The sequence below is a fragment of the Streptomyces sp. bgisy159 genome (assembly GCF_057707805.1).
The window spans coordinates 191402-208662 of the sequence record NZ_JBYIQX010000002.1 but is presented as its reverse complement, the minus strand read 5'-3'; the positions used below and the strand labels follow the sequence as shown (position 1 = coordinate 208662).

The 17261-nt window shown below is 67.5% G+C and carries 28 protein-coding genes; 25 read left to right on the top strand and 3 right to left on the bottom strand.

Features of this window, described 5'->3' with window-relative positions:
- Positions 1–23: 23 nt before the first annotated feature.
- Together AC3ET3_RS03005 and AC3ET3_RS03000 are read right to left on the bottom strand one after the other, a co-directional pair.
- Positions 24–179, bottom strand: coding sequence for a hypothetical protein (locus AC3ET3_RS03005; protein WP_435611567.1), 156 nt, complete (start codon positions 177–179; stop codon positions 24–26).
- 268 nt (positions 180–447) lie between these two features.
- Entirely contained in the window at positions 448–1023 is a 576-nt protein-coding gene (locus AC3ET3_RS03000) for a PadR family transcriptional regulator (protein ID WP_435611566.1), read from the bottom strand.
- A gap of 122 nt (positions 1024–1145) precedes the next feature.
- Here AC3ET3_RS03000 and AC3ET3_RS02995 point away from each other — a divergent pair, with 122 nt between their 5' ends.
- Both AC3ET3_RS02995 and AC3ET3_RS02990 read left to right on the top strand, forming a co-directional pair.
- The gene (locus AC3ET3_RS02995; protein ID WP_432135014.1) at positions 1146–1538 is read left to right on the top strand and encodes a nuclear transport factor 2 family protein; all 393 of its coding nucleotides are present in this window, start codon (positions 1146–1148) and stop codon (positions 1536–1538) included.
- 547 nt (positions 1539–2085) lie between these two features.
- Positions 2086–2625, top strand: a complete 540-nt coding sequence (locus AC3ET3_RS02990) for a YcxB family protein (protein WP_435611565.1) — start codon at positions 2086–2088, stop codon at positions 2623–2625.
- A gap of 41 nt (positions 2626–2666) precedes the next feature.
- On the opposite strand, the gene AC3ET3_RS02985 is transcribed toward AC3ET3_RS02990, so the two are convergent.
- Positions 2667–4682, bottom strand: a complete 2016-nt coding sequence (locus tag AC3ET3_RS02985) for a hypothetical protein (RefSeq protein ID WP_435611564.1) — start codon at positions 4680–4682, stop codon at positions 2667–2669.
- Positions 4683–5223: 541 nt separating this feature from the next.
- Between AC3ET3_RS02985 and rpsJ the strand changes: the two genes are divergently transcribed.
- The 23 genes from rpsJ to AC3ET3_RS02870 all read left to right on the top strand — a co-directional run bounded on the left by rpsJ (position 5224) and on the right by AC3ET3_RS02870 (position 17199).
- Entirely contained in the window at positions 5224–5532 is a 309-nt protein-coding gene (gene rpsJ / locus AC3ET3_RS02980) for a 30S ribosomal protein S10 (RefSeq protein WP_003948644.1), read from the top strand.
- 16 nt (positions 5533–5548) lie between these two features.
- The gene (gene rplC / locus AC3ET3_RS02975; protein WP_432135011.1) at positions 5549–6193 is read left to right on the top strand and encodes a 50S ribosomal protein L3; all 645 of its coding nucleotides are present in this window, start codon (positions 5549–5551) and stop codon (positions 6191–6193) included.
- An 8-nt stretch (positions 6194–6201) separates the two neighbouring features.
- Complete coding sequence (rplD, locus tag AC3ET3_RS02970; protein WP_432135010.1) at positions 6202–6861, top strand: 50S ribosomal protein L4; 660 nt, start codon at positions 6202–6204, stop codon at positions 6859–6861.
- A complete protein-coding gene (rplW, locus tag AC3ET3_RS02965) occupies positions 6861–7280 on the top strand; it encodes a 50S ribosomal protein L23 (protein WP_208876145.1) in 420 nt (139 codons plus the stop codon). Before rplD ends, rplW begins: the two co-directional genes overlap by 1 nt.
- A gap of 40 nt (positions 7281–7320) precedes the next feature.
- Complete coding sequence (gene rplB / locus AC3ET3_RS02960) at positions 7321–8157, top strand: 50S ribosomal protein L2 (RefSeq protein WP_432135009.1); 837 nt, start codon at positions 7321–7323, stop codon at positions 8155–8157.
- A gap of 12 nt (positions 8158–8169) precedes the next feature.
- A complete protein-coding gene (rpsS, locus tag AC3ET3_RS02955) occupies positions 8170–8451 on the top strand; it encodes a 30S ribosomal protein S19 (RefSeq protein WP_003992359.1) in 282 nt (93 codons plus the stop codon).
- A 44-nt stretch (positions 8452–8495) separates the two neighbouring features.
- On the top strand, positions 8496–8843 hold the full coding sequence (gene rplV / locus AC3ET3_RS02950) for a 50S ribosomal protein L22 (protein ID WP_003974262.1): 348 nt from the start codon (positions 8496–8498) through the stop codon (positions 8841–8843).
- Complete coding sequence (gene rpsC, locus AC3ET3_RS02945) at positions 8843–9673, top strand: 30S ribosomal protein S3 (RefSeq protein ID WP_432135008.1); 831 nt, start codon at positions 8843–8845, stop codon at positions 9671–9673. Before rplV ends, rpsC begins: the two co-directional genes overlap by 1 nt.
- A 3-nt stretch (positions 9674–9676) precedes the next feature.
- Positions 9677–10096 carry a 50S ribosomal protein L16 gene (gene rplP, locus AC3ET3_RS02940; RefSeq protein WP_030745246.1) on the top strand — a complete coding sequence of 140 codons (420 nt, stop codon included), beginning with the start codon at positions 9677–9679 and terminating at the stop codon, positions 10094–10096.
- Positions 10096–10320 (top strand): 50S ribosomal protein L29, encoded by a 225-nt coding sequence (gene rpmC, locus AC3ET3_RS02935; RefSeq protein ID WP_059079052.1) that lies wholly within the window; start codon positions 10096–10098, stop codon positions 10318–10320. The genes rplP and rpmC overlap by 1 nt, the downstream gene beginning before the upstream one ends.
- Positions 10320–10607 (top strand): 30S ribosomal protein S17, encoded by a 288-nt coding sequence (rpsQ, locus tag AC3ET3_RS02930; protein WP_432135007.1) that lies wholly within the window; start codon positions 10320–10322, stop codon positions 10605–10607. The genes rpmC and rpsQ overlap by 1 nt, the downstream gene beginning before the upstream one ends.
- Positions 10608–10738: 131 nt before the next feature.
- Positions 10739–11107, top strand: a complete 369-nt coding sequence (gene rplN, locus AC3ET3_RS02925; protein WP_003998823.1) for a 50S ribosomal protein L14 — start codon at positions 10739–10741, stop codon at positions 11105–11107.
- A gap of 2 nt (positions 11108–11109) precedes the next feature.
- Entirely contained in the window at positions 11110–11433 is a 324-nt protein-coding gene (rplX, locus tag AC3ET3_RS02920; RefSeq protein WP_003992365.1) for a 50S ribosomal protein L24, read from the top strand.
- On the top strand, positions 11433–11990 hold the full coding sequence (gene rplE, locus AC3ET3_RS02915; protein WP_356627492.1) for a 50S ribosomal protein L5: 558 nt from the start codon (positions 11433–11435) through the stop codon (positions 11988–11990). Before rplX ends, rplE begins: the two co-directional genes overlap by 1 nt.
- A 5-nt stretch (positions 11991–11995) precedes the next feature.
- Positions 11996–12181, top strand: coding sequence for a type Z 30S ribosomal protein S14 (locus AC3ET3_RS02910; RefSeq protein WP_003956452.1), 186 nt, complete (start codon positions 11996–11998; stop codon positions 12179–12181).
- Positions 12182–12395: 214 nt separating this feature from the next.
- The gene (gene rpsH, locus AC3ET3_RS02905; protein WP_007384075.1) at positions 12396–12794 is read left to right on the top strand and encodes a 30S ribosomal protein S8; all 399 of its coding nucleotides are present in this window, start codon (positions 12396–12398) and stop codon (positions 12792–12794) included.
- A gap of 24 nt (positions 12795–12818) precedes the next feature.
- Complete coding sequence (gene rplF / locus AC3ET3_RS02900) at positions 12819–13358, top strand: 50S ribosomal protein L6 (RefSeq protein ID WP_432135006.1); 540 nt, start codon at positions 12819–12821, stop codon at positions 13356–13358.
- Positions 13359–13361: 3 nt separating this feature from the next.
- The gene (gene rplR / locus AC3ET3_RS02895) at positions 13362–13742 is read left to right on the top strand and encodes a 50S ribosomal protein L18 (RefSeq protein ID WP_399649794.1); all 381 of its coding nucleotides are present in this window, start codon (positions 13362–13364) and stop codon (positions 13740–13742) included.
- Between the two features lie 43 nt (positions 13743–13785).
- Positions 13786–14391, top strand: coding sequence for a 30S ribosomal protein S5 (gene rpsE / locus AC3ET3_RS02890; RefSeq protein ID WP_009190144.1), 606 nt, complete (start codon positions 13786–13788; stop codon positions 14389–14391).
- 2 nt (positions 14392–14393) lie between these two features.
- Positions 14394–14576 carry a 50S ribosomal protein L30 gene (rpmD, locus tag AC3ET3_RS02885; protein WP_009190145.1) on the top strand — a complete coding sequence of 61 codons (183 nt, stop codon included), beginning with the start codon at positions 14394–14396 and terminating at the stop codon, positions 14574–14576.
- Between the two features lie 2 nt (positions 14577–14578).
- Positions 14579–15034, top strand: a complete 456-nt coding sequence (gene rplO, locus AC3ET3_RS02880) for a 50S ribosomal protein L15 (protein WP_030601181.1) — start codon at positions 14579–14581, stop codon at positions 15032–15034.
- Between the two features lie 189 nt (positions 15035–15223).
- Positions 15224–16537 (top strand): preprotein translocase subunit SecY, encoded by a 1314-nt coding sequence (gene secY, locus AC3ET3_RS02875; protein WP_432135005.1) that lies wholly within the window; start codon positions 15224–15226, stop codon positions 16535–16537.
- Entirely contained in the window at positions 16537–17199 is a 663-nt protein-coding gene (locus AC3ET3_RS02870) for an adenylate kinase (RefSeq protein ID WP_432135004.1), read from the top strand. The genes secY and AC3ET3_RS02870 overlap by 1 nt, the downstream gene beginning before the upstream one ends.
- Positions 17200–17261 lie beyond the last annotated feature (62 nt).

Below are 17261 nucleotides of genomic sequence, written 5' to 3'. Positions count from 1 at the left end.
CAGGGTGTCCCAGGTCAGGGCGGTCAGGACCCGCACGCCGCGCGAGGCGTCGGGCGCGGCGCCGCGCGGACGGGCGCCCGGTCCGCGCCGTCCCACGCGTGCGGCGTACGGGCGGTGAAGAACGGCGCGCGCAGCAGCCGGGCCTCGCGCAGGTCGTCCGGCGAGACGTAGGCGTCCACGCAGCGCACCCGTGGTCGGTGCTCAGGTCTCTCAGCACCTGCCTAAACGGCGTCACTTTGCAGGAAGGGGAGCCCGCAGCCATCCTCATATTCAACAATGCGACTAGGTGCCTAGTTGTTGACTGGTGGTCGTGTGCCACTTCCATCAGCAGCGTTGCCGAGAGGCGGTCGGCTCCGTGTCGAGCAGTGGTATCTGCGCTGTGTCGTCCTGCGTCACGCTCCCAGCTCCCACTTTGTTGATTGACCGCGTGGCTGGGACCGCCGCAGGTCAGTTGTCGGCGCGGAGGCCGGCCGCGCGCTGTTCGAGCCTGCGCAGCGCCATGTCCCCCCACTGGAGGTTCTCCCGCTCGAACGACATCCCGCGCAGCAGAGTCAGATACGGGCCGATGCACTCGGCCTCAGCGAAGTACGCCTCCTCGGAGCGCCCGTCGAGCAGACGCTGCCGGAGCCTCTCGTAGCGGGCCAGCTTGGCGGTGGCCCACCCCATGCGCTCGGCGATGGCAGTCCGGACCGCTTCCATGTCGCCCGCATCCAGGCACTGCACCTTGACCAGCAACTCGTCCCGGATCACGGCCGGTTTGCCCAACGGCTCGGCGGTGTAGGCGTGGACGGCCTTCCGTCCGGCCTCCGTCAAGGAGAACAGTCGCTTGTTGGGGCGGCGCTCCTGCTCGACGACGCGGGCCGTGACGAGTCCTTCGGTCTCCATGCGATCCAGCTCCCGGTAGAGCTGCTGAGGCGTCGACATCCAGAAGTTGGCGACCGTCGCGTCGAACGCCTTCGCGAGGTCGTACCCGGACGCCTCGCCCTCCAGCAGCGCGGCCATCACTGCGTTCCGCAAAGCCATGGATGCACGCTAGCAGATTAATCAACAAGGTGACTAGCGGGCGCCCTTTCCCTGTAGACAAGCCCTAATGGGCTCTCTAATCTCCATCACACCTATTCACATTTCTGATTAGAGGTAGGCTCATGCATCCCTTCCGCGAGGCCGTCGAGAGCGACGACCTGGAGGCCGTGGCCGCTCTGCTGGCCGACGACGTCGTCTTCACCAGTCCCGTCGCCTTCAAGCCGTACCCGGGCAAGGCCATCACCGCCGCGATTCTGCGCGGCGTGTCCCGGGTCTTCGAGGACTTCACCTACATCCGTGAGATCGCCGACCCCGACGGCCGCGACCACGCCTTCGTCTTCACCGCCACCGTCGCCGGCAAGAAGCTCCAGGGGTGCGACTTCCTGCACTTCGACGACGACGGGAAGATCGACGAGTTCACGGTGATGGTGCGTCCGCTCTCCGGTGCCCAGGCGCTCGCCGAGGCCATGGGCGCCCAGTTCGAGCAGATCGCCCGAGAGGCCGCCGAACAGTAGCCACGACGACGGACTTCCACGCGGTGGTCATCGGCGCCGGCAACGCCGGACTGACCGCCGCCGTCACCCTCCACCGCGCGGGACTGCGCACCCTGCCCGGAGGAGCGCCACAACCCCGGTGGCTGCGCCACCTCATTCCGACGGCGGCGCTCAGAGATCGAGACGGCGCTGCAACCGCTGTCCGGAGTCGGCCTGGAGGCCAGCCGTACATGCTGCGCGGCTGTTCTGCCGGCCCTGTCGCCACACCGCCACGGCCCGCAGCCAGGGACGAGCCCCCGTGACGGCCGACGTGGCTGATCAGCGTAGGAGCGCGGGTCGGCGACGGACGAGCGCATTTCGCTCGGCGTCGGCCCGCCCGTACCTGTGTGGGACCCGCGACGTACCGGTTCCCTCACGGCTTCCGCACGATCCCGTACAGCGTCCTGGCGCGACCCGGTGTGGCCGAAAACAATGCCTCCGGCAAGTGGTCTTTCCGGCGCGTCCGCATCGGCTGCCGATGCCGTGGTCGCGTGACGGAGACATCGAGGGCGAGAGTTGGGACTGATCGGTGACGACCGAGGTGCAGCAGGCCGGTGAGCGACGGGTCGAGGTCCGGCACACGACGACGGCCGATCAGTTCCGAGAGGCGCTGCGGGGCCATGCGAAGGTGTCGCCGGCCGCGCGGCGGCAGCGGTGGAGCGTGCTCGTGGTGGGGGCGTTCCTGGTGGTCATGGCGGTCCACACCACGGACGACAGCATCGTTGTCGACCCGGTCTCCATGTTCCTCGCCGTGCTGTTCCTGCTCTTCGGACTGGTCGGCATACGCAGCATGACCGCTCGAGCCCAGCAGCGGATCCACGAGGCTCACGGGGAACGGCGGATAACCGTCGACGAGTCGGGGGTGACCGTGGAGACGGCCCACACCCTCACCAGGTATGGCTGGCCCTCGATGTCCCGGTACGTCGAGACGCGCCATCTGTTCGTGCTGGTGAGCGCGGACAAACGGGCGTCCTGCCTGGTGATCCTGCCCAAGCGGGGCACGGACGGCACGGACCACGCCGCCCCCTTGCGCGATCTGCTCGGCGCCCACCTGCCCGCCTCCGGCTGACCGGGCGGCGGAGCCGCGAGGGGGACGTGGTCAGGCGGAAGTCAAACGCGGGGGCTCGTCGGCTGCGCCGCCCGTGCGGCCGGGGCCGGCTCGGTGCCGCCGGGGCGTTGCCTGTCGTGAGCCGTGATCATCTGGCGCAGCCGGGCCAGTACCGGACCGCGCCCCGTGCCCAGTTCACGTGCTTCACCGGCCGGAGCCTCGGCGATGGCCGACTCGATGGCAACGCGGGTCCTCTCGGGCTCGCGCCGGTACCGGACGCCGGAGACCTTGGAGCGGTTGGTCACCCGCATCCACGTGATGTCCCGGCCCGAGTGCTCGACGTGGACGAGCTTCGCGAAGAGCCACTCGCGCCTCGTGCCACCGACGAAGAGCACCCGCTGCCCGGTCACCACGAGCGTTCCGGAGTCCCGTACGGAGCCGCCGCCAGGGACGTCCATGCCGTTCTTACCGTGCTGGACCATGTCGGCGTCCGTCACCCACCACACCGCCTCGCCCCGCTTTCGCTTGCCCCATGCGGCCGGCCACTCACCGCCGGGCCCCTCTGCCTCCCCCAACTCGGCGGCGAACTCGGCGAGGTCCACCAGGCGCTCGTGTTCTTGCTCCCAGGCGCGCAGTTCCCGTGCGTGCCGCTCCGCCGCCCGTCGCGCCCGGCGGGCCTCGCGAGCGGGCCGGGTGCGGTGGTACACGTACCCGGCTGCCGCGATCAGCCCGAGCACCAGTACCGCCTTCAGCACGAGGGCCAGCCATTGCCCTGCGGTCCGCTGATCGCCCACCTCGATGCTGAGGTGCTCGGTCGAGGTGTTGCCGTACGCGTCCGTGGCGGTGACGGTGACCTGATAGGTGCCGGGAGCGAGCGCTCTGGTCACTGTGGCGCGGTGCCCGGAGGAGGTGAAGCCGTCGCGTGCGCCCGACCCGTACACCACCGAGACCTTGGCCCGCGCCTCGCTCGTCACGGCCAGGGACAGCTCCCCGTGAGTGGCCCGCTCGGCGTCCGACACGACCTTCAGCACCGGGGCGACGGTGTCGACGACCAGGCTGCGGCCACTCGTACGGCCGCTGCGCCCGTAGCGATCGGTGACCGTGACGACCGGTGCCGGGTGGCTGCCGTCCGGCAGCTCCGCACTGACCGTGGCATGTCCGTCCGCGTCCGTCGTGAAGGCCCGCTCAACGGCGTCGCCCACCGTGAGAGTCCCCTTGCTCCGTGGCGGGGCAGTGACGGCGAACCGCACAAGGCCGGAGCCGGGTGCGTGGTCGGCGGTCACCCGCGGGGCGAGTGCCTCGACGTCCACGGGCAGGCTCCGCTCCGCGCGGCCGACGTTGCCCGCGTCGTCCGTGACCCGTACCCGGGCGGTGTAGCTGCCGTTCGGGAGGACGAGGACGGCGTCCGAGACCGTGCCGTCACCGCCGACGGTGCCGGTGATCCGCTCCTTGCGGCCCGACACGGCGAGCTCGTACGCCGCTCCCGCCTCGGAGGCGAACGACACGCGCGTGGTGGCGGTCGTCGCGTCGGGGTCGGACACGGAGAGGGCGGTGATCTCCGGACTGTCGGCGTCCACGTCGAGGGCGATGCCCTCGGACACGTCGCTGGTGTTGCCGGCGGCGTCGGTGGCCGTGACGGTGTAGGTGTGGGAGCCGCTGGCGGCCTTGAAGGAGAGGGGCTGGGCGTTCCCGGTAGCCGTGGCCACGGCGACCGTCCGCCCCGCCCCGCCGTACTCGTCGGTCTCCGAGACGTCGATCCGCGCCCCCTGTTCGGCCGTGACGGTCAGGCTGACCCGGCCGCCCTCGCCCGCATGCGGCCGGTCGACCTTCGGTCGCCGGGGAGCGGTCACGTCGACGGACTCGGAAGGGCCGCTGTCGTCGTCGCCCGTCCCGCCGCAGTAGGTGTCGTAGCCGAGATCACCGCACACGTACGAGCCGGTGTCGGACGGGCACGAATGCCAGCGGTGGCACCCGTCGTGGTGCGCCTCGGCCGTGACCGGCAGCAACCCGAGCAGGAGCACGGCAGCGCCGACGGCGACCCCGGCACGTGGCGCCCAGCGGCCGAATCTCCGCAGCATCGATGACAAGGTCGACCCCCACCCCGGCGCGCCCCCACGCGCTCCGCGTTCGTCCGGTGGCACAGAGTAGAGCAGGGGACGGCGGGCGGCACCGATATGACCCGACTCGTTACCTGCGGTGGCCGGCGTTTGACCTTCGTCACCCCCGGGGTATTCTCTCCGGCTCGATTGGCCAGGCCCCTGCCCCATATGGCAGACTGTCCGAGTTGCTCGGTCGAGTGTTGATGCTGCGCGCCTCCCGCCGGGGGGACCGGAAGCGAGTCCCACAGTACTCGTCGCCCTAACTGCCGCGAGGCAGCGCTGGGGCGGACGTACGGGAATCTTCCGGGAAGTGTGGTGCGGCACCGGCCAGGCGCCCGGTGGGCCTTCGCCCCCGGCTTGCGGTTCCGGAAGGGCCGTGTTCATTCCGCAGGGATGTTCGAACAAGGGACATCTGTGTCAGCGGAAGCGCGACACGCCCGACCGCGTGGGTCGGAGAAGCGAAGGTGGCAGGAACCGCCGGGTTCCAGAGCGTGAAGAGACAAAGGACTACTGAGTAGCCATGGCGGGACAGAAGATCCGCATCCGGCTCAAGGCCTACGACCACGAGGTCATCGACTCCTCGGCGAAGAAGATCGTCGAGACGGTGACCCGCACTGGTGCGTCGGTCGCGGGCCCGGTGCCGCTGCCCACTGAGAAGAACGTGTACTGCGTCATCAAGTCGCCGCACAAGTACAAGGACTCGCGCGAGCACTTCGAGATGCGCACGCACAAGCGCCTGATCGACATCCTCGACCCGACCCCCAAGACCGTTGACTCTCTGATGCGACTCGACCTCCCGGCCGGTGTCGACATCGAGATCAAGCTCTGAGGCCGGTGATCTGAAGATGACCAAGCAGATCAAGGGCATCCTGGGCGAGAAGCTCGGCATGACGCAGGTGTGGGACGAGAACAACCGTGTTGTTCCGGTCACCGTCGTCAAGGCCGGCCCCAACGTCGTCACCCAGGTCCGTACCAACGACACCGACGGCTACGAGTCGGTCCAGATCGCCTTCGGCGAGATCGACCCGCGCAAGGTGAACAAGCCCCTCAAGGGCCACTTCGCCAAGGCCGACGTCACGCCGCGCCGCCACCTCGTCGAGATCCGCACCGCGGACGCCTCCGAGTACACGCTCGGCCAGGAGATCACCGCTGAGGTGTTCGAGGCCGGCGTCAAGGTCGACGTGACCGGCAAGAGCAAGGGCAAGGGCTTCGCCGGTGTCATGAAGCGCCACAACTTCGGTGGCCTCGGCGCCGGTCACGGCACCCAGCGCAAGCACCGCTCCCCCGGCTCCATCGGTGGCTGCGCCACCCCGGGCCGTGTGTTCAAGGGCCTCCGCATGGCGGGTCGCATGGGCAACGAGCGGGTCACCACCCAGAACCTGACCGTCCACGCCGTTGACGCGGAGAAGGGCCTGCTGCTCATCAAGGGCGCGGTTCCCGGTCCGAACGGCGGCCTCGTCCTGGTCCGCACCGCGGCCAAGGGGGCCTGAGGTAACCGATGAGCACTGTTGACATCCTTTCGCCTGCCGGCGAGAAGACCGGTAGCGTCGAACTCCCCGCGGAGATCTTCGGCGTGGAGAAGGTCAGCATCCCGCTGATCCACCAGGTCGTCGTCGCGCAGAACGCGGCTGCCCGCCAGGGCACGCACAAGACCAAGACCCGCGGCGAGGTTCGTGGTGGCGGTAAGAAGCCTTACCGTCAGAAGGGCACCGGCCGTGCGCGCCAGGGCTCTACCCGCGCCCCGCAGTTCGCCGGTGGTGGCGTCGTGCACGGTCCCGTGCCGCGCGACTACTCGCAGCGGACCCCGAAGAAGATGAAGGCCGCCGCCCTGCGGCACGCCCTCACCGACCGGGCCCGCGCCAACCGCATCCACGTCGTCACCGGCGTGATCGAGGGCGAGACCCCGTCCACCAAGGCCGCCAAGGCTCTGTTCGGCAAGATCAGCGAGCGTAAGAACCTCCTGCTGGTCGTCGACCGCGCCGACGAGGCCGCGTGGCTGTCCGCCCGCAACCTGCCCCAGGTCCACATCCTGGAGCCGGGCCAGCTGAACACGTACGACGTGATCGTCTCGGACGACGTGGTCTTCACCCAGGCCGCTCTCGAGTCCTTCGTCGCCGGCCCGAAGAAGGCCAACGACACCGAAGGGAGCGAGGTCTGATGGCCATCCGTCACCCCGCTATCGCCTCGAAGGCGGCCAAGGCCGCCAAGGCCGCGCGCGTCGCCAAGGCCCGCCGCCACGCCACCGAGGGCAAGAACACCGTCGAGACCCCGCTGAGCAAGTCGTACACGGACCCCCGTGACGTCCTGCTGAAGCCGGTCGTCTCCGAGAAGAGCTACGCGCTGCTCGACGAGAACAAGTACACGTTCGTCGTCGACCCGCGGGCCAACAAGACCCAGATCAAGGAGGCCGTCCAGGCGGTCTTCGACGTCAAGGTCACTGGGGTCAACACGATCAACCGCCAGGGCAAGCGCAAGCGGACCCGCACCGGCTTCGGCCAGCGCGCGGCGACCAAGCGCGCGATCGTGACCCTCGCCGAGGGCGACCGTATCGACATCTTCGGCGGTCCGACCGCCTGAGGGCGGTCCGGATCGTCCGATATCGGACGAGGACTGAGAAATGGGAATCCGCAAGTACAAGCCGACTACGCCGGGCCGTCGTGGTTCCAGCGTCGCCGACTTCGTCGAGATCACGCGGTCCACGCCGGAGAAGTCGCTGGTCCGCCCCCTGCACAGCAAGGGTGGCCGTAACAACTCCGGTCGTGTGACCGTCCGTCACCAGGGTGGTGGCCACAAGCGCGCCTACCGTGTGATCGACTTCCGTCGCCACGACAAGGACGGCGTGCCGGCGAAGGTCGCGCACATCGAGTACGACCCCAACCGCACCGCGCGCATCGCGCTCCTGCACTACGCGGACGGCGAGAAGCGCTACATCCTGGCGCCGAAGGGCCTGAACCAGGGCGACCGGATCGAGAACGGTCCCGGTGCCGACATCAAGCCCGGCAACAACCTGGCGCTGCGCAACATCCCGGTCGGTACGACGATCCACTCCGTGGAGCTTCGTCCGGGCGGCGGTGCCAAGTTCGCCCGCTCCGCCGGTGCCTCGGTGCAGCTGCTGGCGAAGGAGGGCACCATGGCCCACCTCCGCATGCCGTCCGGTGAGATCCGTCTGGTCGACCAGCGCTGCCGCGCCACGGTCGGCGAGGTCGGCAACGCCGAGCAGTCCAACATCAACTGGGGCAAGGCCGGCCGCAAGCGCTGGCTGGGCGTCCGCCCGACCGTTCGCGGTGTGGCGATGAACCCGGTTGACCACCCGCACGGTGGTGGTGAGGGCAAGACCTCCGGTGGTCGCCACCCGGTGTCCCCGTGGGGCCAGAAGGAAGGCCGTACTCGTTCGCCCAAGAAGGCGTCGAACAAGTACATCGTCCGCCGCCGCAAGACGAACAAGAAGCGCTAGGAGCGGGTTTAGATGCCGCGCAGTCTCAAGAAGGGGCCCTTCGTCGACGACCACCTGATCAAGAAGGTGGACGCCCAGAACGAAGCCGGCACCAAGAACGTCATCAAGACCTGGTCCCGTCGCTCCATGATCGTGCCGGCCATGCTCGGCCACACGCTCGCGGTGCACAACGGCAAGACCCACATCCCGGTGTTCGTCACCGAGTCGATGGTCGGCCACAAGCTCGGCGAGTTCTCGCCGACGCGCACCTTCCGGGGTCACGTCAAGGACGACCGGAAGTCGAAGCGCCGCTAGCAGCGGATCGCATTCAGACACGTAAGTAACTGAGAGGGACAACCATGGAAGCCAGGGCCCAGGCGCGGTACATCCGCGTCACGCCCATGAAGGCCCGCCGCGTGGTGGACCTGATCCGTGGCATGGACGCCACGGAGGCTCAGGCTGTTCTGCGATTCGCTCCGCAGGCAGCCTCAGTGCCCGTCGGCAAGGTGCTCGACAGCGCCATCGCCAACGCCGCGCACAACTACGACCACACCGACGCCGACAGCCTCTTCATCTCCGAGGCCTACGTCGACGAGGGCCCGACCCTGAAGCGGTTCCGGCCGCGTGCCCAGGGCCGCGCCTACCGGATCCGCAAGCGGACCAGCCACATCACCGTGGTCGTCAGCAGCAAGGAAGGAACCCGGTAATGGGCCAGAAGGTAAACCCGCACGGGTTCCGGCTCGGTGTCACCACGGACTTCAAGTCCCGCTGGTACGCCGACAAGTCCTACAAGGACTACGTGAAGGAAGACGTCGCCATCCGTCGGATGATGACGTCCGGCATGGAGCGCGCCGGCATCTCCAAGGTCGAGATCGAGCGCACCCGTGACCGTGTCCGCGTGGACATCCACACCGCGCGTCCGGGCATCGTCATCGGCCGTCGTGGCGCCGAGGCCGACCGCATCCGCGGTGACCTCGAGAAGCTCACGAAGAAGCAGGTCCAGCTGAACATCCTCGAGGTCAAGAACCCCGAGACGGATGCCCAGCTGGTCGCCCAGGCCGTCGCCGAGCAGCTCTCCTCCCGCGTCTCCTTCCGCCGGGCCATGCGCAAGAGCATGCAGTCCGCCATGAAGGCCGGCGCCAAGGGCATCAAGATCCAGTGCGGTGGCCGTCTCGGCGGCGCCGAGATGTCCCGCTCGGAGTTCTACCGCGAGGGCCGCGTGCCCCTGCACACGCTCCGCGCGAACGTGGACTACGGCTTCTTCGAGGCCAAGACGACCTTCGGCCGCATCGGCGTGAAGGTCTGGATCTACAAGGGCGACGTCAAGAACATCGCCGAGGTCCGCGCCGAGAACGCCGCCGCGCGTGCGGGCAACCGCCCGTCCCGCGGTGGTGCCGACCGCCCGGCCCGTGGTGGCCGCGGTGGCGAGCGGCGCGGTCGCAAGCCGCAGCAGTCCGCCGCGGCGGCCGAGGCCAACACGGCCGAGGCGCCCGCGGCACCGGCCGCCGAGCCCAGCGCTGCTGGAAAGGAGAGCTGACCCATGCTGATCCCCCGTAGGGTCAAGCACCGCAAGCAGCACCACCCGAAGCGCAGCGGCATGTCCAAGGGTGGGACGCAGGTTGCGTTCGGCGAGTACGGTATCCAGGCGCTGACCCCGGCGTACGTCACGAACCGCCAGATCGAGGCGGCTCGTATCGCCATGACCCGCCACATCAAGCGTGGCGGCAAGGTCTGGATCAACATCTACCCGGACCGTCCGCTGACGAAGAAGCCGGCCGAGACCCGCATGGGTTCCGGTAAGGGTTCTCCGGAGTGGTGGATCGCCAACGTCAAGCCCGGACGCGTGATGTTCGAGCTGTCGTACCCCAACGAGAAGATCGCCCGTGAGGCGCTGACCCGTGCGGCCCACAAGCTGCCGATGAAGTGCCGGATCGTCAAGCGCGAGGCAGGTGAAGCGTGATGTCGGCCGGTACCAAGGCGTCCGAGCTGCGCGAGCTGGGCAACGAGGAGCTGCTGAACAAGCTCCGCGAGGCCAAGGAAGAGCTGTTCAACCTCCGCTTCCAGGCGGCCACGGGTCAGCTCGAGAACCACGGCCGTCTCAAGGCGGTCCGCAAGGACATCGCCCGGATCTACACCCTCATGCGTGAGCGTGAGCTCGGCATCGAGACGGTGGAGAACGCCTGATGAGCGAGAAGAACGTGACTGAGAACAGCACCGAGGCGCGCGGTTTCCGCAAGACCCGTGAGGGTCTCGTCGTCAGCGACAAGATGGACAAGACCGTCGTCGTCGCCGTCGAGGACCGTGTCAAGCACGCGCTGTACGGCAAGGTCATCCGCCGTACCAACAAGCTCAAGGCGCACGACGAGCAGAACGCCGCGGGCGTCGGCGACCGCGTCCTCCTCATGGAGACCCGGCCGCTGTCCGCGACGAAGCGCTGGCGCGTCGTCGAGATCCTCGAGAAGGCCAAGTAGGTAATTCCCGCAAGGGAATTCCAACAAGTACGCCTGCGGGGCAGACCCCGCAGGACAGTTCCGCCAGGCTCCGGGTGGGTGTGCAAGTGTCGCACCCACCCGGGGAACCGGCAGACAAACAGGAGATAGACGTGATCCAGCAGGAGTCGCGACTGCGTGTCGCCGACAACACTGGTGCGAAGGAGATCCTTTGCATCCGTGTGCTCGGTGGCTCCGGTCGCCGCTACGCGGGCATCGGTGACGTCATCGTCGCCACCGTCAAGGACGCGATCCCCGGTGGCAACGTGAAGAAGGGTGACGTCGTCAAGGCGGTCATCGTTCGCACCGTCAAGGAGCGCCGCCGCCCGGACGGCTCGTACATCCGCTTCGACGAGAACGCCGCCGTCATTCTGAAGAACGACGGCGACCCTCGCGGCACCCGTATCTTCGGCCCGGTCGGCCGTGAGCTGCGCGAGAAGAAGTTCATGAAGATCATCTCGCTCGCGCCGGAGGTGCTGTAAGCATGAAGATCAAGAAGGGCGACCTGGTCCAGGTCATCACCGGTAAGGACAAGGGCAAGCAGGGCAAGGTCATCGCGGCCTTCCCCCGCGAGGACCGCGTCCTGGTCGAGGGTGTCAACCGGGTCAAGAAGCACACCAAGGCCGGCCCGACCGCTCGCGGTTCCCAGGCCGGCGGCATCGTCACGACCGAGGCCCCGATCCACGTCTCCAACGTCCAGCTGGTCGTGGAGAAGGACGGCAACAAGGTCGTCACGCGTGTCGGTTACCGCTTCGACGACGAGGGCAACAAGATCCGCGTTGCCAAGCGGACGGGTGAGGACATCTGATGGCTACCACCACCACTCCGCGTCTGAAGACGAAGTACCGCGAGGAGATCGCGGGCAAGCTGCGTGAGCAGTTCCAGTACGAGAACGTCATGCAGGTTCCCGGCCTCGTCAAGATCGTGGTCAACATGGGTGTGGGCGACGCCGCCCGCGACTCCAAGCTGATCGAGGGCGCCATCCGCGACCTCACCACGATCACCGGTCAGAAGCCGGCCGTGACCAAGGCCCGCAAGTCCATCGCGCAGTTCAAGCTGCGTGAGGGCCAGCCGATCGGTGCCCACGTCACGCTCCGTGGCGACCGCATGTGGGAGTTCCTGGACCGCACCCTGTCGCTCGCGCTGCCGCGCATCCGCGACTTCCGCGGTCTGTCCCCCAAGCAGTTCGACGGCCGTGGCAACTACACCTTCGGTCTCACCGAGCAGGTCATGTTCCACGAGATCGACCAGGACAAGATCGACCGTGTCCGGGGTATGGACATCACCGTGGTCACCACGGCGACCAACGACGAAGAGGGCCGCGCCCTTCTCCGTCACCTCGGCTTCCCGTTCAAGGAGGCGTGAGCGAGATGGCGAAGAAGGCTCTCATCGCGAAGGCTGCTCGCAAGCCCAAGTTCGGCGTGCGTGCGTACACCCGCTGCCAGCGCTGCGGTCGTCCGCACTCCGTCTACCGCAAGTTCGGCCTGTGCCGCGTGTGCCTTCGTGAGATGGCTCACCGTGGCGAGCTGCCGGGCGTGACCAAGAGCTCCTGGTAATCCCTGCTTTCAGGGATTCCTGGACCTCTCGGTAAGCAACCGGGACGGCAGAGGCCCCTCCCCGCATGCCTTAGGCTGGGAGGGTTGGGCCTCTGCCGCCCTGAACGACTTACTACGCCGTAGGTCCCCGCACCGCACCCGTCCCGTCTGAGAAGTACGGGGAGAGGGATGGCGCATATAGGAAACCCCGGCGAGAAAGGCCACAGGCCAATTCATGACCATGACTGATCCGATCGCAGACATGCTGACGCGTCTGCGTAACGCGAACTCGGCGTACCACGACTCCGTGACGATGCCGGCGTCCAAGATCAAGTCTCACATCGCGGAGATCCTCCAGCAGGAGGGCTTCATCACGGGCTGGAAGGTCGAGGACGCCGAGGTCGGCAAGAACCTCGTCCTGGAGCTGAAGTTCGGCCCCAACCGTGAGCGCTCCATCGCGGGCATCAAGCGGATCTCCAAGCCCGGTCTCCGGGTGTACGCGAAGTCCACCAACCTGCCGAAGGTGCTCGGCGGCCTGGGCGTGGCGATCATCTCCACGTCGCACGGGCTCCTCACCGACAAGCAGGCCGGCAAGAAGGGCGTGGGTGGGGAAGTCCTCGCCTACGTCTGGTAGCAGAAGGGAACGGAGGAAACAGCTATGTCGCGCATCGGCAAGCTCCCCATCGCGGTTCCCGCCGGCGTGGACGTCACCATCGACGGCCGCACGGTGAAGGTCAAGGGCCCCAAGGGCGAGCTGACCCACACCGTTGCTGCTCCGATCGACATCGCCAAGGGCGAGGACGGCACCCTGCAGGTGACCCGCCCCAACGACGAGCGTCAGAGCAAGGCCCTGCACGGCCTGTCCCGCACGCTGGTGGCGAACATGATCACCGGCGTGACCCAGGGTTACGTGAAGAAGCTCGAGATCAGCGGTGTCGGTTACCGCGTGGCCGCGAAGGGCTCGAACCTCGAGTTCGCGCTCGGTTACAGCCACCCGATCACCGTCGAGGCGCCCGAGGGCATCACCTTCAAGGTGGAGACCCCGACCCGATTCCAGGTCGAGGGCATCGACAAGCAGAAGGTGGGCGAGGTCGCGGCCAACATCCGCAAGCTGCGCAAGCCCGACCCGTACAAGGCCAAGGGCGTCAAGTACGAGGGCGAAGTCATCCGCCGCAAGGTCGGAAAGGCGGGTAAGTAAGCCATGGCATACGGGCAGAAGATCCTGAAGGGCGACGCCTACAAGCGCGCCGCGATCAAGCGCCGTCACCTCCGGATCCGCAAGCGGATCAACGGTACGGCCGAGCGCCCCCGTCTGGTCGTGACCCGCTCCAACCGCCACATCGTGGCGCAGGTGATCGACGACCTGAAGGGCCACACCCTGGCGTCGGCGTCCTCCCTGGACGCGTCGATCCGCGGTGCCGAGGACAAGTCCTCGCAGGCCAAGAAGGTCGGCGCCCTGGTCGCCGAGCGTGCCAAGGCCGCCGGTGTCGAGGCCGTCGTGTTCGACCGTGGTGGCAACCAGTACGCCGGCCGCATCGCGGCCCTGGCGGACGCCGCCCGCGAGGCCGGGCTCAAGTTCTGAGCCGGTTCCGTAGCGCTAGCGGAAACAGAGAGAGGTAATTCCAATGGCTGGACCCCAGCGCCGCGGTGGCGGTGCCGGTGGCGGCGAGCGGCGGGACCGGAAGGGCCGTGACGGCGGCGCTGCTGCCGCCGAGAAGACCGCGTACGTTGAGCGCGTTGTCGCGATCAACCGCGTCGCCAAGGTTGTGAAGGGTGGTCGTCGCTTCAGCTTCACCGCGCTGGTCGTGGTGGGCGACGGTGACGGCACCGTGGGTGTCGGTTACGGCAAGGCCAAGGAGGTGCCGGCCGCCATCGCCAAGGGCGTTGAGGAGGCCAAGAAGCACTTCTTCAAGGTCCCCCGGATCCAGGGCACCATCCCTCACCCCATCCAGGGTGAGAAGGCCGCCGGTGTCGTTCTCCTCAAGCCGGCTTCGCCGGGTACCGGTGTGATCGCCGGTGGTCCCGTGCGTGCCGTGCTGGAGTGCGCCGGTATCCACGACGTGCTGTCGAAGTCGCTCGGCTCCGACAACGCGATCAACATCGTGCACGCCACCGTGGAGGCCCTGAAGGGCCTGCAGCGTCCCGAGGAGATCGCGGCCCGCCGCGGTCTGCCCCTCGAGGACGTCGCTCCCGCGGCCCTGCTGCGTGCGCGTGCCGGGGCGGGTGCGTAATCATGGCGCAGCTCAAGATCACGCAGACGAAGTCCTACATCGGCAGCAAGCAGAACCACCGTGACACCCTGCGTTCCCTGGGCCTGAAGCGCCTGGGCGACGTGGTCGTCAAGGAGGACCGCCCCGAGTTCCGCGGCATGGTGCACACCGTCCGCCACCTCGTGACGGTCGAGGAGGTCGACTGATCATGGCGGAGAACAACCCGCTCAAGATCCACAACCTCCGTCCCGCCCCGGGCGCCAAGACCGCCAAGACCCGTGTGGGTCGTGGTGAGGCGTCGAAGGGTAAGACGGCCGGTCGTGGTACCAAGGGCACCAAGGCCCGTTACCAGGTTCCGGAGCGCTTCGAGGGCGGGCAGATGCCCCTCCACATGCGTCTCCCGAAGCTGAAGGGCTTCAAGAACCCGTTCAAGACCGAGTACCAGGTCGTGAACCTCGACAAGCTGGCCGCGCTCTACCCCGAGGGTGGCGAGGTCACCGTCGAGAGCCTGGTCGCCAAGGGCGCCGTTCGCAAGAACAGCCTCGTCAAGGTCCTCGGCCAGGGCGAGATCTCCGTGGCGCTGCAGGTGACGGTCGACGCCGTCTCCGGCTCCGCCAAGGAGAAGATCACCGCCGCCGGCGGCACCGTCACCGAGCTCGTCTGAACCACTCGGACGTGTCAGTGACATGAGCGATCCCGACCGGGGATGCCCTACAAATGGGGCATCCCCGGTTGGTCGTTCCTAGGGGGGCAGTGTCGCCGGTAAGGTGGCCTGCACTGTTCTTTTTCTGTATCCGTCGAACCTCAAGACCGTCACCCTTGACGCAGATGCGCGGGGGTCGCAGGAGGCACCGTGCTCACCGCGTTCGCCCGGGCGTTCAGGACGCCCGACCTGCGCAAGAAGCTGCTCTTCACGCTCGGCATCATCGTGGTCTACCGGGTCGGTACCCACATCCCGATCCCGGGCGTCGACTACAAGTCCGTCCAGCAGTGTGTGGACGAGGCGTCCGGCAACCAGGGCCTCTTCGGACTGGTCAACATGTTCAGCGGCGGCGCGCTGCTGCAGATCACGGTCTTCGCGCTGGGCATCATGCCGTACATCACGGCGAGCATCATCCTCCAGCTGCTGACCGTGGTGATCCCACGCCTGGAAGCCCTCAAGAAGGAGGGCCAGGCCGGCACGGCGAAGATCACCCAGTACACCCGGTACCTGACGGTGGCCCTCGCCATCCTCCAGGGCACCGGCCTGGTGGCCACGGCCCGCAGCGGCGCTCTCTTCTCCGGCTGCACGGTCGCGTCGAGCATCGTCCCGGACACCGCCATCTTCACGACCATCACCATGGTCATCACCATGACCGCCGGTACCGCCGTCGTCATGTGGCTCGGTGAGCTGATCACCGACCGCGGCATCGGCAACGGCATGTCGATCCTGATGTTCATCTCGATCGCCGCGACCTTCCCGTCCGCGCTGTGGGCCATCAAGAAGCAGGGCACCCTCGCTCAGGGCTGGATCGAGTTCGGCACCGTCATCGCGGTCGGCCTGGTCATGGTCGGCCTGGTGGTCTTCGTCGAGCAGGCCCAGCGCCGGATCCCCGTCCAGTACGCGAAGCGCATGATCGGCCGCCGTTCCTACGGCGGTACCTCGACGTACATCCCGCTGAAGGTGAACCAGGCCGGTGTGATCCCGGTCATCTTCGCCTCGTCGCTGCTCTACATCCCGGCCCTGATCGCGCAGTTCTCCGACAGCGACTCCAGCTGGAAGCGGTGGATCGAGGCCAACCTGACCAAGGGCGACCACCCCATTTACATCAGCATGTACTTCTTGCTGATCGTTTTCTTCGCGTTCTTCTATGTGGCGATCTCCTTCAACCCCGAGGAAGTCGCCGACAACATGAAGAAGTATGGTGGCTTCATCCCGGGCATCCGGGCTGGCCGACCGACCGCTGAGTACCTCTCGTACGTGCTCAACCGGATCACCTGGCCGGGTTCGCTGTACTTGGGTCTGATTGCTCTCGTGCCGACGATGGCGTTGGTTGGTTTCGGGGCGAACCAGAACTTCCCGTTCGGCGGGACCTCCATCCTGATCATCGTGGGTGTGGGCCTGGAGACGGTGAAGCAGATCGAGAGCCAGCTCCAGCAGCGCAATTACGAAGGGTTCCTCCGCTGATGCGAATCGTCCTCGTCGGGCCGCCGGGTGCCGGAAAGGGCACGCAGGCCACTCGCCTTGCTGAGAAGCTGCGCGTCCCGCACATCTCCACGGGCGACCTGTTCCGAGCCAACATCAGCCAGCAGACGGAGCTCGGGAAGCTCGCGAAGTCCTACATGGACGCCGGCAACCTCGTCCCCGACGAGGTGACCATCGCGATGGCCAAGGACCGCATGGAGCAGCCCGACGCCGAGGGCGGTTTCCTGCTGGACGGTTTCCCGCGCAATGTCTCGCAGGCCCAGGCGCTCGACGAGCTGCTCAAGACCGAGGCCATCAAGCTGGACGCGGTACTCGACCTCGAAGCCCCCGAGGAGGAGGTCGTCAAGCGGATCGCCGGTCGGCGCATCTGCCGCAACGACTCCGCGCACGTCTTCCACGTGTCGTACAAGAAGCCGGCGAAGGACGGCGTGTGCGACGTCTGCGGCGGTGAGCTGTACCAGCGCGACGACGACACCGAGGGGACCGTCCGCAAGCGGCTGGAGGTCTACCACACGCAGACCGAGCCGATCATCGACTACTACAAGGCCCAGGGCCTGGTGGTGACCATCGAGGCCATGGGCCCGGTGGACGAGGTGACCGGCCGTGCGCTGGCGGCGCTGAAGCGCGAGGGCGACGGCGAGTAGCCGTCGGCCGACCTGGCCGTGGCGCCCCTCCCGGGTGCCACGGCCTAGTGTTGTGTAGGTAA

Coding starts and splice junctions, on each gene's coding strand:
- AC3ET3_RS03000 (WP_435611566.1), bottom strand. CDS start 1,023: ATGGCTTTGCGGAACGCAGTGATGGCCGCGCTGCTGGAGGGCGAGGCG.
- rplB (WP_432135009.1), top strand. CDS start 7,321: ATGGGAATCCGCAAGTACAAGCCGACTACGCCGGGCCGTCGTGGTTCC.
- AC3ET3_RS02995 (WP_432135014.1), top strand. CDS start 1,146: ATGCATCCCTTCCGCGAGGCCGTCGAGAGCGACGACCTGGAGGCCGTG.
- rplW (WP_208876145.1), top strand. CDS start 6,861: ATGGCCATCCGTCACCCCGCTATCGCCTCGAAGGCGGCCAAGGCCGCC.
- rpmD (WP_009190145.1), top strand. CDS start 14,394: ATGGCGCAGCTCAAGATCACGCAGACGAAGTCCTACATCGGCAGCAAG.
- rplX (WP_003992365.1), top strand. CDS start 11,110: ATGAAGATCAAGAAGGGCGACCTGGTCCAGGTCATCACCGGTAAGGAC.
- rpsH (WP_007384075.1), top strand. CDS start 12,396: ATGACCATGACTGATCCGATCGCAGACATGCTGACGCGTCTGCGTAAC.
- AC3ET3_RS02870 (WP_432135004.1), top strand. CDS start 16,537: ATGCGAATCGTCCTCGTCGGGCCGCCGGGTGCCGGAAAGGGCACGCAG.
- rpmC (WP_059079052.1), top strand. CDS start 10,096: ATGTCGGCCGGTACCAAGGCGTCCGAGCTGCGCGAGCTGGGCAACGAG.
- rpsJ (WP_003948644.1), top strand. CDS start 5,224: ATGGCGGGACAGAAGATCCGCATCCGGCTCAAGGCCTACGACCACGAG.
- rplR (WP_399649794.1), top strand. CDS start 13,362: ATGGCATACGGGCAGAAGATCCTGAAGGGCGACGCCTACAAGCGCGCC.
- rplD (WP_432135010.1), top strand. CDS start 6,202: ATGAGCACTGTTGACATCCTTTCGCCTGCCGGCGAGAAGACCGGTAGC.
- AC3ET3_RS02910 (WP_003956452.1), top strand. CDS start 11,996: ATGGCGAAGAAGGCTCTCATCGCGAAGGCTGCTCGCAAGCCCAAGTTC.
- rplV (WP_003974262.1), top strand. CDS start 8,496: ATGGAAGCCAGGGCCCAGGCGCGGTACATCCGCGTCACGCCCATGAAG.
- rplP (WP_030745246.1), top strand. CDS start 9,677: ATGCTGATCCCCCGTAGGGTCAAGCACCGCAAGCAGCACCACCCGAAG.
- rplO (WP_030601181.1), top strand. CDS start 14,579: ATGGCGGAGAACAACCCGCTCAAGATCCACAACCTCCGTCCCGCCCCG.
- rplE (WP_356627492.1), top strand. CDS start 11,433: ATGGCTACCACCACCACTCCGCGTCTGAAGACGAAGTACCGCGAGGAG.
- rpsE (WP_009190144.1), top strand. CDS start 13,786: ATGGCTGGACCCCAGCGCCGCGGTGGCGGTGCCGGTGGCGGCGAGCGG.
- rplF (WP_432135006.1), top strand. CDS start 12,819: ATGTCGCGCATCGGCAAGCTCCCCATCGCGGTTCCCGCCGGCGTGGAC.
- rpsC (WP_432135008.1), top strand. CDS start 8,843: ATGGGCCAGAAGGTAAACCCGCACGGGTTCCGGCTCGGTGTCACCACG.
- rplC (WP_432135011.1), top strand. CDS start 5,549: ATGACCAAGCAGATCAAGGGCATCCTGGGCGAGAAGCTCGGCATGACG.
- AC3ET3_RS02985 (WP_435611564.1), bottom strand. CDS start 4,682: ATGCTGCGGAGATTCGGCCGCTGGGCGCCACGTGCCGGGGTCGCCGTC.
- rpsS (WP_003992359.1), top strand. CDS start 8,170: ATGCCGCGCAGTCTCAAGAAGGGGCCCTTCGTCGACGACCACCTGATC.
- rpsQ (WP_432135007.1), top strand. CDS start 10,320: ATGAGCGAGAAGAACGTGACTGAGAACAGCACCGAGGCGCGCGGTTTC.